Origin of the sequence: Propionispora sp. 2/2-37 (genome assembly GCF_001298735.1) — a bacterium.
Lineage (GTDB): Bacteria > Bacillota > Negativicutes > Propionisporales > Propionisporaceae > Propionispora.
In genome coordinates this window covers 154599-168389 of record NZ_CYSP01000003.1, presented here as the reverse complement: position 1 = coordinate 168389, position 13791 = coordinate 154599, and the positions used below count along the sequence as shown (strand labels likewise).

The 13791-nt window shown below is 47.3% G+C and carries 12 protein-coding genes; 11 read left to right on the top strand and 1 reads right to left on the bottom strand.

Features of this window, described 5'->3' with window-relative positions:
- Nucleotides 1-190 precede the first annotated feature (190 nt).
- Nucleotides 191-1570: an MFS transporter gene (locus P22_RS04185; RefSeq protein ID WP_054258956.1), complete on the top strand. Its 1380-nt coding sequence runs from the start codon at nt 191-193 to the stop codon at nt 1568-1570.
- Nucleotides 1571-1617: 47 nt separating this feature from the next.
- Here P22_RS04185 and P22_RS21335 read toward each other — a convergent pair whose 3' ends face one another.
- Nucleotides 1618-1749, bottom strand: coding sequence for a hypothetical protein (locus P22_RS21335; RefSeq protein WP_255351779.1), 132 nt, complete (start codon nt 1747-1749; stop codon nt 1618-1620).
- A 267-nt stretch (nt 1750-2016) separates the two neighbouring features.
- Between P22_RS21335 and P22_RS04180 the strand changes: the two genes are divergently transcribed.
- The 10 genes from P22_RS04180 (at nt 2017) to P22_RS04130 (ending at nt 13787) form a co-directional block, all read left to right on the top strand.
- A complete protein-coding gene (locus tag P22_RS04180; protein ID WP_054258955.1) occupies nt 2017-2961 on the top strand; it encodes a sugar-binding transcriptional regulator in 945 nt (314 codons plus the stop codon).
- Nucleotides 2962-3101: 140 nt separating this feature from the next.
- Complete coding sequence (locus tag P22_RS04175; protein WP_054258954.1) at nt 3102-4061, top strand: thiamine pyrophosphate-dependent dehydrogenase E1 component subunit alpha; 960 nt, start codon at nt 3102-3104, stop codon at nt 4059-4061.
- 21 nt (nt 4062-4082) lie between these two features.
- Nucleotides 4083-5057, top strand: coding sequence for an alpha-ketoacid dehydrogenase subunit beta (locus P22_RS04170; protein WP_054258953.1), 975 nt, complete (start codon nt 4083-4085; stop codon nt 5055-5057).
- A gap of 15 nt (nt 5058-5072) precedes the next feature.
- A complete protein-coding gene (locus tag P22_RS04165; RefSeq protein ID WP_054258952.1) occupies nt 5073-6374 on the top strand; it encodes a dihydrolipoamide acetyltransferase family protein in 1302 nt (433 codons plus the stop codon).
- Nucleotides 6375-6390: 16 nt separating this feature from the next.
- Nucleotides 6391-8082 carry a dihydrolipoyl dehydrogenase gene (gene lpdA / locus P22_RS04160; RefSeq protein WP_069972752.1) on the top strand — a complete coding sequence of 564 codons (1692 nt, stop codon included), beginning with the start codon at nt 6391-6393 and terminating at the stop codon, nt 8080-8082.
- Between the two features lie 116 nt (nt 8083-8198).
- Nucleotides 8199-9728 (top strand): lipoyl synthase, encoded by a 1530-nt coding sequence (gene lipA / locus P22_RS04155; RefSeq protein ID WP_054258951.1) that lies wholly within the window; start codon nt 8199-8201, stop codon nt 9726-9728.
- Between the two features lie 250 nt (nt 9729-9978).
- A complete protein-coding gene (locus tag P22_RS04150) occupies nt 9979-10818 on the top strand; it encodes a Cof-type HAD-IIB family hydrolase (RefSeq protein ID WP_054258950.1) in 840 nt (279 codons plus the stop codon).
- Nucleotides 10819-11173: 355 nt separating this feature from the next.
- Nucleotides 11174-12055 (top strand): NAD(P)-dependent oxidoreductase, encoded by an 882-nt coding sequence (locus P22_RS04140; RefSeq protein ID WP_054258948.1) that lies wholly within the window; start codon nt 11174-11176, stop codon nt 12053-12055.
- A 55-nt stretch (nt 12056-12110) separates the two neighbouring features.
- Nucleotides 12111-12407, top strand: a complete 297-nt coding sequence (locus tag P22_RS04135) for a putative quinol monooxygenase (protein ID WP_054258947.1) — start codon at nt 12111-12113, stop codon at nt 12405-12407.
- 228 nt (nt 12408-12635) lie between these two features.
- Nucleotides 12636-13787, top strand: a complete 1152-nt coding sequence (locus P22_RS04130; protein ID WP_054258946.1) for a 1-deoxy-D-xylulose-5-phosphate reductoisomerase — start codon at nt 12636-12638, stop codon at nt 13785-13787.
- The last annotated feature ends 4 nt before the right edge of the window (nt 13788-13791 follow it).

Sequence of the window (13791 nt, the reverse complement as noted above, 5' to 3'; positions counted from 1 at the left end):
CACTGCCATTTTCAAGAATAAAAAAAGTGAATTTCCCAAACTATATCCTAAAGAAACTTTTTCGTAATTCCAGATGGCAATTTTGATAAGTAAACTTTTCATATACAAAAAAAGAGAGTTAGGGATATAATAGGAATAAAGTTATGTATTAGTTAGTAAGATTCTGTTCGTTTGAAGGCAGGAGGCGCATATGTACAATAGAATTTCCAGGGAAGCGGTTACGCTGATTATTGTAATGGCCGCTTCTTTTTTAACTCCTTTTATGGGCAGTTCGGTCAATTTGGCCATTCCCTCCATAGGAGCTGAGTTTGGCGGAGACACTTTCTTACTCAGTTGGGTGATCACGGCCTACCTGTTGTCTTCCACTGCCTTTTTGCTGCCCTTTGGCAGACTGGCCGATATTGTGGGAAAGAAAAAGATTTTTCTTATCGGTATTTCGTTTTTTTCGGTTTCTACTGTTATGCTGGCGCTGGCCTGGTCGATGTGGACGCTGATTTTTTTCCGGATTTGTCAGGGAGTGGCCAGTTCTATGATATTCAGCACCGGCATTGCCATCGTCTCTCTGGTGTATCCTCCGGAAAAAAGAGGGCGAGCCATGGGACTCAATGTTGCAGTTGTTTATCTCGGGCTATCCCTGGGACCGGTAGTCGGGGGCGGTTTAAATCATTACTTTGGGTGGCGCAGCATATTTGCCGTTACGGCTGCTATCAGTGTATTTGCCCTGGCGCTGGCTTTATGGCGGCTTAAGGGGGAGTGGAAGGGCGCACAGGACGAGCCGTTTGACACAGCCGGAAGTCTCGGCTATGTTCTTGCCATGGCGGCGCTGTTGTACGGATTTTCTTCCGCAGCAGAAACGGAGTGGGCGAAATACGTATTTGGTCTGGGCTTGCTATTGTTTCTGTTCTTTTTATATTACGAACGGCGGCAGCCTTATCCGATTTTAAATCTCGGCCTTTTTCGCCGGAATGTTGTCTTTTTATTTTCGAATCTGGCAGCTATGATTAATTATAGCGCCACCTTTGCTGTTGGTTTTTTACTTTCTTTGTATTTACAGATTGTAAAAGGGTACGATTCCCAAATGGCCGGGATGGTTCTGCTGGCACAACCTCTTTTGATGGCTGCATTTTCACCTTTTGCCGGGAGATTGTCGGACCGTACGGAGCCCAGGATAGTGGCGTCCCTGGGGATGGGATTATGTACCCTGGGCTTGCTGCTGTTTATTTTTTTGACGGAGGTTACTCCGCTGTGGCTTGTCATGGCCAATCTGGGGATGATTGGCTTGGGGTTTGCCTTGTTTGCTTCTCCGAACAATAATGCCATTATGGGCGCGGTGGAGAAACAGTATTATGGGGTGGCCTCGTCTATTTTATCCAGTATGCGCCTGGTTGGGCAGACAGTCAGCATGGCGATTGTCACATTGCTTTTATCTGCCGGCAACACGGGGGTCGAAAAGGGAAGCGACCAGTTGCTGCTTACCAGTTCCCGGACGGCCTTTTTGATTTTTACGGTCATATCGGCCGCCGGTATATTGGCTTCCCTGGCCAGAGGAAAGGTCAATGCTGCAGAATAAAGGACCTGCGAGGTGAAACCTCGCAGGTCCTTTATTCTGCAGCAAGACTATTGCCAGTCGCATACTTGTTCCTCATCCAAGTAAATCCAGTCGTGACCTGCCTGTTGCAGCATTTTCAGGCATTTGTCCTTATCGGACACCAGGGTGACCGCACAGCGCAAGCGGGTTTTTCTTGGCATTTTCGTCTACTCTATCCGGAATTCTCCGCAGTTGATCAGTGTACAGCGTAAAAGCCCGGTACATAAAATTCCTCCTCGTTCAGCGTGCTCTTTGGGTAGTTTCAGTATAAAGAAAAATGTAGTGCAAGCATAGAACGGGAATTTTCGGGAAATAAGATGAACGTAAAGGAAAGCATATTGACAGAAAGAAAAAGAAAGGCTATGATAAAAATACAAGATATGAACAAATGATTTTTTTATGCACATATGTTCAGAAAGGGATGGGATATGGATAACAGTGCGGAAAGATCCTTGTTGACAAGAATTGCCTGGATGTATTATGTGCAGGATTTGACACAAGGAGAAATTGCCCAAAAACTTAACGTTTCCCGTACGAAAATTACGCGGTCTCTGGCCAAAGCAAAAAACATGGGAATTGTTGAAATTCATATTGACTCCGAGTACCGGGCTTGTCTGGATACCGAGCATGCTTTGAAACAAAAATTCCCTTTTTTGGAAGCCCTTGTGGTTCCGTCGGGCAATAGTGTGGACGAATCAAAAGAAGGGGCGGGAAAAGCTTGTGCCAATTATTTGGAAAGTATTCTGGCAGATGGTGATATCGTTGGTATTGCTTGGGGATCTTCCCTATATGAGGTGGGTAAGTTTCTGGGATTGAAAAAGCCGCTTAATATTACGGTAGTCCAGTTAATGGGCGGTTTAAACAGCAGCGAAAAAATTAATCCGGAAGAAATCGTCAAGCAAATTGCCCGGCGCCTGCATGCCAACGGCGTGTGGCTTAATACTCCGGCCATGATGGATACACCGGAAATTAAAAAGGCTCTTTTGAGCGATGAAAATGTGAAACGGGTTTTGAGCAAAGCCACCAGTTGTACAAAAGGTCTGTTTGGACTTGGTGATGTCAGTGATGACGGTTCCCTGGTCATCAGTAATGCTCTGACGGTCCGGGATATGGCTGAGCTCCGTGCTATGGGCGCTGTGGGAAACTTGTTAGGCTGGTTTTATGATGTGAATGGCAACCCTATCCATTCTTTTGTCAGTGAACGGGTGATCTCTGTCCCTTTTGAAGATATTAAGCGGATTCCCTGGAAAATTTGTGTAGCCTCGGGGAAGAATAAAGCGCTGGCCATTTTGGGTGCCATTCGGGGCGGTTGTATGAATGTCCTGGTAACTGATGAAATTACGGCACAGGAAATACTCAAAGTAGCTGATTGACCAAATTTTTTTGTCTCTATCTGCACAAAAGTGCAATTGCTAGACAAATGTGCTTTGGGCAATGAACCCTGTCCCAAGGGGTGGTCTGTATTGTCACATGTCTGTTTAGCTAGATCAATAAAATACAGGAGGGAATACGAATGAAAGTAAGGAAGGAAGAATTGTTGAAATGGTACAGAAAAATGCTGCATACGCGTTTTTTTGAATCGCAGGTGGATGCATTTTTTGCTAAAGGAATGATCCATGGCACGACGCATTTATCGATAGGCCAGGAAGCCTTTGCCATTGGGTCGACGGCAGCACTCAGGGAGGACGATTTAATTACCAGTACCCATCGTGGACATGGTGAGTGTATCGGTAAGGATGCCGATGTGAATCTGATGATGGCTGAACTTATGGGGAAATCGAATGGTTATTGCAAAGGGAAGGGCGGTTCCATGCACATTGCCGATCTGGAAAAAGGCAATCTGGGAGCGAACGGTGTTGTCGGCGGTGGATTTGCCATTGCCGTTGGTGCCGCTCTGACCCAGCAAATGAAAAAAACGGGTAAAGTGGTTCTTTGTTATTTCGGTGATGGCGCCAGTAACGAAGGATCATTCCATGAATCTTTAAACATGGCTGCTATCTGGAAACTTCCGGTTGTGTTTATGTGCACCAATAATAAATACGGCATGTCTATGTCAACGCAGAGGAGCATGAAAATAGAGCACGTGGCTGAGCGTGCCGTAGCTTACGGCATGCCGGGAGTTACTGTTGATGGCAATGACGTGCTGAAAGTATATGAGGCCACACTGGAAGCCGTTGAACGGGCCAGAAGAGGCGAAGGGCCTTCGATTGTTGAGGGCCTTACTTACCGTTGGCTGGGACATTCCAAGAGTGATGCCAATCGCTACCGGACTAAAGAAGAAATCGAGTCCTGGAAGGAAAAATGCCCGATCAAGGCCTTCGAAAAATATCTGGTAGATAATAAAATATGCACGCAGGCCGAATGCGAGGTCATGACGGCAGCTGCCAAGGAAGATATTGCCCGTGCTGTGGAATTTGCCCAGCAGGGTTCTTACCCTGGAATTGAAACCTTAGAAGAAGACGTATACGCATAATACGGCAAAGGAGTGTTTACGATGGCATTGATAACATATAAAGAGGCAGTAAGACAGGCTATGCAGGAAGAAATGCGCCGGGATGAAAATGTGTTTTTGATGGGCGAAGATGTGGGGGTTTATGGTGGTGCGTTTGGGGTATCGCTGGGGATGCTGGATGAATTTGGCGAGGAAAGAGTGCGTGATACGCCGATTTCTGAAGCGGCTATTTCCGGTGCGGCGGCTGGTGCAGCTGTAACCGGTATGCGTCCGATTGCGGAAATCATGTTCAGTGACTTTGTCACTATTGCGATGGATTCCCTGGTCAATCAAGCTGCAAAAATGAGATACATGTTTGGCGGCAAGGCCAAAGTTCCGATGGTACTTCGCTTACCGGGCGGTTCGGGAACCGGGGCGGCTGCACAGCATTCGCAAAGTTTGGAAAATTGGCTGGTGCATGTTCCGGGATTAAAAGTGGTCATGCCAACTACCCCCTATGATGTAAAGGGGTTATTAAAGACTGCCATTCGTGATGATAATCCTGTTGTATTCATTGAAACCAAGACCTGTTATAACCGGAAGGGCGAAGTACCGGAAGGCGAATATACCATTCCGTTTGGCGTAGCCGATGTAAAGCGTCAGGGCAGGGACGTAACGGTATTGGCCACCGGCGTAATGGTTCACCGTGCCTTAGAAGCGGCTGAAATTTTGGCGAAAGACGGTATCGATATCGAAATTATTGATCCCCGCACCCTGGTGCCGTTTGATAAAGAGACTCTGGTTAAGTCGGTCATTAAAACAGGCAAGCTGATTATTGTGCATGAGGCTTGTAAACGGGGCGGTTTTGGCGGTGAAGTGGCTGCTGAAGTGATCGAAAGTGAAGCATTCGACTATCTGGACGCACCGATTAAACGTCTGGCCGGAAAAAATGTTCCGATTCCGTATTGCATGGAATTGGAAAAAAGTGCTGTGCCTCAGGTCGAGGATATTGTAAAAGCCGTTCGGGAAATTGTATAAACAGGAGGAATAGGAATGGCAGCGGAATTGTTGATGCCCAAACTGGGAATGACCATGGAAGAGGGAACCATTGTGAAATGGGCCAAACAGGTTGGCGACAAAGTAAGCGAAGGCGAAATCCTGCTGGAAATTATGACGGATAAGGTCAATATGGAAGTTGAGGCTCCGGCTACCGGCGAAGTTCTGGCTTTGCTGGCGGCAGAGGGTGATGTGGTTGAGGTTAATAAGCCGATTGCTTATATTGGGCAACCGGGTGAAAAGATAGGAACAGGCGCGGCTGCCAAACCGGCAGCCGAAACCCAGGCGGCTCCTGATCCGGCAGCTGTTCAGCCGGCCGCCGCACCAAACGCGGCAGCCGGTGTTGCCGGCAAAATAAAAGCCAGCCCGGCAGCCAAAAGGGTAGCACGCGAAGAAGACATCGATTTACATCAGGTTCCTCCGACCGGGCCAGGGGGACGGATTATCGAAAAAGATGTGAAAAACTTTAAAGCCAGCCCGCTGGCGCAAAAAATTGCACAGGCTAAAGGGATTAACCTGGCGGCTGTTTCCGGATCGGGTATCGGCGGCAAAATCATGAAGAGTGATGTGGAAGCTGTCGTTACCCCAACGGTTGCAGTTCAACCTGCAGCAACAGGGAAACGTAACCCGCTGGTCGGTTTGCGTAAAGCAATCGCCAAAAATATGACCGAATCCTGGGCTGCACCGCATGTGACTTTGAATACCGAGGCCGATATGTCAGGCATGGTAGCCTTACGCAAACAAATTATACCGGGAATTGAAAAACGCACCGGCCTTAAACCATCTTATAATGATTTAATGATTAAAGTAGTTGCCAAGGCCCTTCGGGAAAATCCGACAATAAACTCCCGCTTTTTTCCTGAAGAAGGGGTTGAAGCCTGCGAAGAAGTAAATGTCGGTATGGCTGTTGCCATTCCGAACGGCTTGGTTGTTCCCGTAATTAAAAATGCCGATACCTTAAGTGTGGAGCAGATTGCACAGGCTTCTAAAGGATTGGCTGCCAAAGCCAGAGAGGGTAAGCTGGCACCTGACGAAATGTCCGGCGGCACCTTCACCGTTTCTAATTTGGGGATGTTTGGTATCGATACGTTTACTCCGATCATTAATAAACCGGAAATCGCCATTCTGGGTGTAGGCCGCATGCTGGAAAAACCGGCAGTGAAAGACGGCCAAATTGTAATCCAGCCGAGAATTTCTCTTTCCCTTTCCTTTGACCACCGGGTTGTAGATGGCGCGGAAGCCGCGAAATTCTTAGGACGAATCAAGGAATTGTTGGAAGACTATCTCCAACTTATATAACGATGGAGGAATGAGGATGGCAACGGAACTGTTGATGCCCAAACTGGGCATGACTATGGAAGAGGGAACCATTGTAAAATGGTTTAAGCAGGTCGGCGAGCAGGTAGCTGAAGGTGAAATCCTGCTGGAAATCATGACGGATAAGGTCAATATGGAGGTAGAAGCTCCGGCTAGCGGTGAAGTATTGGCCCTGTTGGCAGCCGAAGGTGCTGTTATTGAAGTGAATACACCTATTGCTTACATTGGACAGCCGGGTGAAAAGGTAGCAGCCGGGGCTGCTGAGAAACCGGCTGTAGTACCGGCTGCAGCGCAACCCGGTCAGGGCGGCGGCAGGGATTATCAGATGGTCGTTCTGGGCGGCGGTCCCGGCGGTTATGTCGCCGCCATCCGTGCCGCACAATGCGGTCTGAAAACGGCTTTGATTGAAAAAGACGCGCTTGGCGGCACTTGTCTTAACCGGGGCTGCATTCCAACCAAGGCTTTGCTGAGAAGTGCGGAAGTGTACGAAACCATCCATAAGGCCGGTGAATTCGGCATTGCGGTCTCGAATGTGAGCAGTGACATCAAAGCCGTCTTTGCCCGTAAAGACCGGATCGTTAAAGGCTTGGTGGGTGGTATTAAAGGTTTGCTGCAGGCCAATAAAGTGGACGTATTTGCCGGTGCCGGCAAGGTGCTGAATCCGAATGAGCTGGAAATCACGCAAAAGGACGGCGTGAAGAAAATTACTACGGAAAAACTGATTCTGGCTACCGGTTCCACACCGTTTTTACCTCCCATACCCGGAGTTGACAGTCCCGGGGTCATAACCAGTAATGAAGCGCTGGAACTAGGAACTGTCCCTAAGTCCCTGGTTATCATCGGCGGCGGGGTTATTGGGCTGGAGTTTGCCTATGTGATGCAGACTTTTGGTGCGAAAGTGACTATCATTGAAATGTTGCCCCGTATTTTGCCGATGGCGGATAAAGAAGTTGTCGATGTGCTGGTGGGAGCGCTGAAAAAACAGGGAGTCAGCTTTTTTACCAACGCGAAGGTCAACAAGATTACGAAAACCGCAACCGGTTTGGCGGTCGAATACCAGATTGATCATGCTTCCCAGACGGTTGAAGGCGAAACCGTACTGGTATCTACCGGACGGGCGGCTAATTTCAGCGGGATTGAGGATTTGGGCATTCATGAGAAAAAGGGAATTCCGGTCAATGAAAAAATGGAAACGAGTATTCCCGGCGTATATGCTATTGGGGATATTGCCAGTAAAATTCAGCTGGCCCATGTGGCTTCCGCACAGGGTATTGTAGCGGCGGAGAATGCAGCCGGTATGAATTCCCACTATTCGGATGCCGTCATTCCTTCCTGCATCTACACCAGTCCGGAGGTGGCCTGGGTTGGTATGAGTGAAGACGAGGCCCGGGAAAAGTATCAGGATATTAAAGTCGGTAAATTCCCGTTCCGGGCCAGCGGTAAAGCTATGGCCTACGGTGAGACGGAGGGGTTTGTCAAAATTATTGCCGATGCCAAATATGGTGAAGTGCTGGGCCTGCACATCGTCGGGCCGCATGCCACCGATCTGGTTTCCGAAGGGGTGCTGGCTAAATCCATGGAAGCAACCCTGGATGAGCTGGCTCATGCCATTCATCCCCATCCTACCTTGTCTGAAGCCATTATGGAAGCCGCTGAAGTAACGTTAGGCAAAGGAATACACTGGAAATAGACCGTGTTAATGTTTTAAACCCGGAGAATGCCGCCACACTGTCTGGTGTTGCCGGACCCGGGCGGCATTCTGATTATCTGCCGGTTTTCCGGTGATATCTTTTGGGAGGTGAAGCCATGATTGCGCTAAACTGGGGCCTGACTCCCTATGTGCAGGCCTGGCAGTTTCAAGAAGCCTATGTTAAGGCAAGGCGGCAAGGCAAGATTGAGGAAGATGCGCTGGTTTTATTGGAACATCCGCCGGTGATCACCATAGGACGCAACGGGGTTGACGGGCATATCCTGGTTGACAGTGTAACGCTCAATGAAAAGCAATGTGAAGTATATCATGTTGACCGGGGCGGTGATGTTACTTATCATGGACCGGGGCAACTGGTGGGGTATCCCCTACTGGACCTCCGGCAGCATGGCCGTGATGTTCATGCTTATGTGAATAACCTGGAAGAAGTGATTATCCGGACCTTGGCCGACTTCGGCATCGTTGCCGGCCGTGACGAAAAATATACCGGAGTATGGGTAGGCAATGAAAAAATTTGCGCGATTGGCATAGGGGCAAGAAACTGGCTGAGTTTTCATGGCTTTGCCCTCAATGTGAATACGGATTTATCTTATTTTTCTTTGATTACTCCCTGCGGCATTGCCGGCCGGGGTGTCACCAGCATGGAAAAATTCCTTGGCACGATACCTGAAATGGAGGAGATCCGTTCAAAAATTACAGCTCATTTTGCCGCTGTATTTCAGATTGAAGACATCCAGATCACCGACGGCAGATGGCAGGGGGAGCTGCAGCCGCCTGCCTGGCTCAAAGGCCGTATAGCCGGTAATCACCATGCTAAAGAAGTGCATCATTTGCTGGATGAGTTAGCTTTAAATACGGTGTGTTCCGGGGCGCATTGTCCTAATATGGGGGAATGTTACGCATCCCGTACGGCTACCTTTATGATTTTAGGCAGCCAATGCACCAGGAACTGCCGCTTTTGCGCCGTGCAAAAGGGACCGGCGCAGCCGGTTGATGCCGGGGAACCGCAGCGGGTTGCCCGGATGGTGGCAAAGCTGGGATTAAAATATGCTGTTGTCACATCGGTTACGCGTGATGATTTACCGGATGGCGGGGCCGGACACTTTGCCCGCACCATTGAAGCCATACGCGAAATTTCGCCGGAAACCCTTGTGGAAGTATTAATTCCCGATTTTCAGGGCGATGGAGCGGCTCTGGACCAGGTTATTGCAGCGAGGCCTGAGGTAATCAATCATAATATGGAAACGGTTCCGGCACTCTACCAGGATGTGCGTCCTCAGGCGAGCTATCAGCGTTCCCTGGAGGTGCTGGCCTATGTCAAACAAAGGGCTCCGCAGATCCGGACTAAGTCGGGACTTATGGTCGGTTTGGGCGAAACAGCACTGCAAATTGCGACCGTATTAACCGATCTGCGGCTGGCTGGTTGTGATTTGTTAACTATTGGCCAATATCTTGCTCCCTCCTCGCAGCATATTGCCATTAAAGAATATGTTGCACAAGAGCAGTTCGTCCATTATCAGGAACTGGCGAAGGCCGTCGGCTTTTTGCATGCCGCATGCGGTCCGCTGGTCAGATCTTCATACCGGGCGGCCGACGGTTTTTTTGAGAACCGGCGCTGCACGTCTTAATCTTGACAGCGATAAAAACCCTGCAGCAGGATGACAATATCCTGCTGCAGGGTTTTGTCTTGTAATTTCTCTACGATATGTGCTGTTTTTTGCTATAATCAGGTCATGAAGGAAAACAATTGTACGGCGAGAATTCCTTGAAATTTGCATGCAAATTCCTTTTGGGGAAAAAGTAATATAATGAGAGGACTATATGGAGGATTGCGGATGAATATACGAACAAAAGTATCGTGCCCCGGGCGGTATGATTATGAAATATAAGCTAGTCTGCATTGATGTTGACGGGACACTTCTGACTACCGGGGGCAAGGTAACAGAGCAAACAAAAGCAGTCTTGCAGGAAGTACACAAAAGGGGAATCCATGTTGTGGTAAGTACCGGGAGAATGTATACGGATGCAGCTTATTATTCGGATTTAATCGGTGTCCGGTCTCCTGTTATTGCCTCAAACGGCGCTTTGATTAAAGAAAAAGAGAATAATCGCATCATTTACCAGAGTATTCTTGGTGAGTCGCTGTCTTTAAGAATACTGGAAGTGTTTCGTGCCCATGGTGTCACTCCTTTCTTTTGTACTCCGGATAAGTTTTACTATGGCAATATTTTATTTAAGATTTTTTATTTACTGGCAAAAATCCGCGGGAGACGAAATAACCCGATCTGCTCGGAATATGTGTTTTCCTGGCAGCGCTGGCGGCATGTCCTGCGGAAAGAAAAAGAAAATATGGTAAAATGCGAAATTATCCATAGAGATATCCATTCCTTACAAAGTCTTTGCCGTGACTTACGCAGCATTAGTCAGCTAGAATTGGTGGAATCATCCAAGCACAATATAGAAATTAATTGCAAAGGCGTATCCAAGGGCAAAGCCTTGGAGTTTTTGGCGGATTTTTATCATTTTGCCCGTGAAGAGGTCATTGCCATAGGTGACAGCGGCAATGACACATCCATGTTAGAGTACGCCGGCCTGGGCATTGCCATGGGAAATGCGGCGGCAGCCGTGAAAGAGCGGGCCGATTATGTCACGGCTTCCAATAATGAGGACGGGGTGGCTGAAGCTTTGATTAAGTTTATCCTAAAAAGGCAGTTCTAATATCAACAAATATAACCCGGCAGGTAATCAGATGCTGGTCAGGCAGATCCGGATAGGGGCTAACGCCATGGGCGGAAAAAATAAAGCAAGGTATTTAATGGCAGCGGAATTGAGTCCCCGGAACACAGCTACCAGCATTAATATGGAACAGACTTTGTATTTTTCAATATTTATTTTCAAAAAAGCCACTTTCGGCTTAGTCTCTAATAATTAGCAATCCTATCATATTTTTTTAGCGGCGGAAAGCCTGTTTGTAATTTTTATAAAAAAAATAACAGAACAGGCAGGAAGATGGGGATAAAAAAATAATCTTGTAAAGATAGCCATAATGATTAATAGTTAGGAGGATTTTGTAATGTCGTTACCCCAGATTGGTTTCATCGGAATCGGTGTTATGGGAAAAAGTATGGCAGGACATGTATTGAATGCCGGTTATCCGCTTATGGTATATAACCGGACAAAAGAAAAAGCCCGGGAACTGCTTGAACGGGGGGCACTTTGGGCCGATACTCCGACTGCCGTGGCCGCCCGGTGCGATATTGTGATTACCATGGTAGGATATCCTCAGGATGTTGAAGAAATTTATCTTGGCAGTAAAGGTCTATTGGCCAATGCAAAACCGGGCGCTATTTTTATTGATATGACGACCTCATCGCCGATGCTGGCCCGTAGATTGTATGAAACTGGGGCTAAGCAGGGTGTGAAAGTTATGGATGCGCCGGTATCCGGTGGTGATATTGGTGCCAGGCAGGGCAAACTTTCCATTATGGCAGGAGGAGATGCAGCTGTATTTCAAGAGGTTTTGCCTGTTCTGAACTGTTTTGGCACCAATATTGTTTTACAAGGACCTGCCGGAGCGGGGCAGCATACAAAGATGTGCAATCAAATCGCTATTGCCTCCAATATGATGGGCGTCTGTGAAGCGATGGCTTATGCCCGGCAGGCCGGACTGGACCCGCAAAAAGTGCTGACAAGTATTGCAACAGGCGCTGCTGCCAGTTTCTCTTTGAGTAATCTGGCTCCTCGTATGCTGGCAGGCGATATGGCACCGGGTTTTTATATCAAGCATTTTATTAAAGATATGAAAATTGCTATTGAGGCGGCAGAAGAGATGAGCCTTAAACTGCCGGGGCTGCTGCAGGCAAAAACACTGTATGATCAAATGGCTGCTGCCGGTTATGCCGATCATGGAACACAGGCATTATTCCTGCTGTATACAGGGAGAACATCAGTTTAAGACGGCTGTAAGTTTTTTGGGGGGAGAATATAATAGTAATGGAGGATGCAGGTGGATGATTGTTGTTATCGCTAAGATGAAGGTCAAGATGGGGAGAAAGGCGGAGATATTTTCTCTGGCACAGGATTTAATTATTGCCACCCGTACCGAATCAGGGTGCATCAGTTACGAGTTGCTGGATGATCCATATGATGTCAGCAGCTGTGTTTTTGTGGAACAATGGACAGACAAAGAAGCTCTTAGACAACATCTTAAAACTCCGCATATCAGTTCATGGCGGGAAAAATCAGAAGCTTTATTGTCGGAAAAAACGATAATTCAGCTTTATCAGTCGGAAGAAACAGATTTATAAGAAGTATGCCGCTTACGGCAATTTGGATAAAACAAAAGCTATGAGGAAATGGATTATTTTAAGATAAAAACTCCTGCAATTGATGCAGGAGTTTTTATCTTAAAATAATGAATATGTTGTAAAATTTTGGTATGGCATGCACAAAAGTGCAGGATTTTTGCTTGGATTTACCGAATAAGCACAAAGAGTTCTATTACTACACTAAAGACTAAAGACGAGGTGGCTTTTTTGGCGAAAAAAATTGCAATCTTAGGTTCCACGGGTTCTATTGGAACCCAGACACTGGATGTGATAAGCAACTTAAAAGACGTGACGGTATTGGGGCTGACTGCAAATGAAAATATTGACTTGTTAGAAAAGCAGATTTACGAAAACAAGCCTAAATTGGTTGCTGTCATGAATGAGGACAAAGCAAACGAACTCAGACTAAGACTCAGAGACAAAGCGGTTAAGGTGCTTTCGGGTCTTGACGGTTTAGTGGAAGTGGCAACAATGGAAGGGATCGATACGGTTGTCACCTCAGTTGTCGGCAATGTAGGCCTAAAACCGACTTTTGCAGCCATCAAATCCGGTAAGAATATTGCACTGGCCAATAAAGAAACCCTGGTTTCTGCGGGTGAACTTATCTTGAAAGCTGCTAAAAAACACAATGTGAACATTTATCCCGTTGACAGTGAGCATTCCGCTATTTTTCAATGCCTGCAGGGAAACTCCGGCAATCGGATCAACAGGCTGTTGCTCACGGCCTCGGGAGGGCCTTTCCGGGGAAAAAACGTCGGGCAATTACAAAAAGTAACGGTTCAGGATGCTCTCAAGCATCCCAATTGGAGTATGGGGAAAAAGATTACTATTGATTCGGCAACTATGATGAATAAAGGTCTTGAAGTTATTGAAGCCAAATGGCTGTTTCAGGTAGATGTCAGGCAAATTGAAGTGCTGGTACATCCGCAGAGCATCGTTCATTCCGCGGTTGAATATGAGGACCATTCTATTATTGCGCAAATGGGGGAGCATGATATGCGGGTAGCCATCCAATATGCGCTTACCTATCCCCACAGAGTGGCAAGTACCTATCCCCAAGTGAATTTTTCTTTCCGGAATAGTCTTACCTTCGAAGAACCGGATTTTGAAACATTCCGTTGCTTGAAATTAGCCTATCAGGCGATTGAAATCGGTGGTACGCTGTGTGCCGTATTAAATGGTGCAAATGAAATAGCTGTTGAGCGATTTCTGAATAATGAAATTGGCTTCCTGCAAATTGCCGATGTTATTGAGAAAACCATGCAGGCGCATCAGGTAAAATATGAATATGATTTACAGGATTTGCTGGATGCCGATCAATGGGCGAAAACTTATGCGAGTCAGGTGAAGGGGTGGTAAAACA

Coding starts and splice junctions, on each gene's coding strand:
- P22_RS04185 (WP_054258956.1), top strand. CDS start 191: ATGTACAATAGAATTTCCAGGGAAGCGGTTACGCTGATTATTGTAATG.
- P22_RS21335 (WP_255351779.1), bottom strand. CDS start 1,749: ATGCCAAGAAAAACCCGCTTGCGCTGTGCGGTCACCCTGGTGTCCGAT.
- P22_RS04180 (WP_054258955.1), top strand. CDS start 2,017: ATGGATAACAGTGCGGAAAGATCCTTGTTGACAAGAATTGCCTGGATG.
- P22_RS04175 (WP_054258954.1), top strand. CDS start 3,102: ATGAAAGTAAGGAAGGAAGAATTGTTGAAATGGTACAGAAAAATGCTG.
- P22_RS04170 (WP_054258953.1), top strand. CDS start 4,083: ATGGCATTGATAACATATAAAGAGGCAGTAAGACAGGCTATGCAGGAA.
- P22_RS04165 (WP_054258952.1), top strand. CDS start 5,073: ATGGCAGCGGAATTGTTGATGCCCAAACTGGGAATGACCATGGAAGAG.
- lpdA (WP_069972752.1), top strand. CDS start 6,391: ATGGCAACGGAACTGTTGATGCCCAAACTGGGCATGACTATGGAAGAG.
- lipA (WP_054258951.1), top strand. CDS start 8,199: ATGATTGCGCTAAACTGGGGCCTGACTCCCTATGTGCAGGCCTGGCAG.
- P22_RS04150 (WP_054258950.1), top strand. CDS start 9,979: ATGAAATATAAGCTAGTCTGCATTGATGTTGACGGGACACTTCTGACT.
- P22_RS04140 (WP_054258948.1), top strand. CDS start 11,174: ATGTCGTTACCCCAGATTGGTTTCATCGGAATCGGTGTTATGGGAAAA.
- P22_RS04135 (WP_054258947.1), top strand. CDS start 12,111: ATGATTGTTGTTATCGCTAAGATGAAGGTCAAGATGGGGAGAAAGGCG.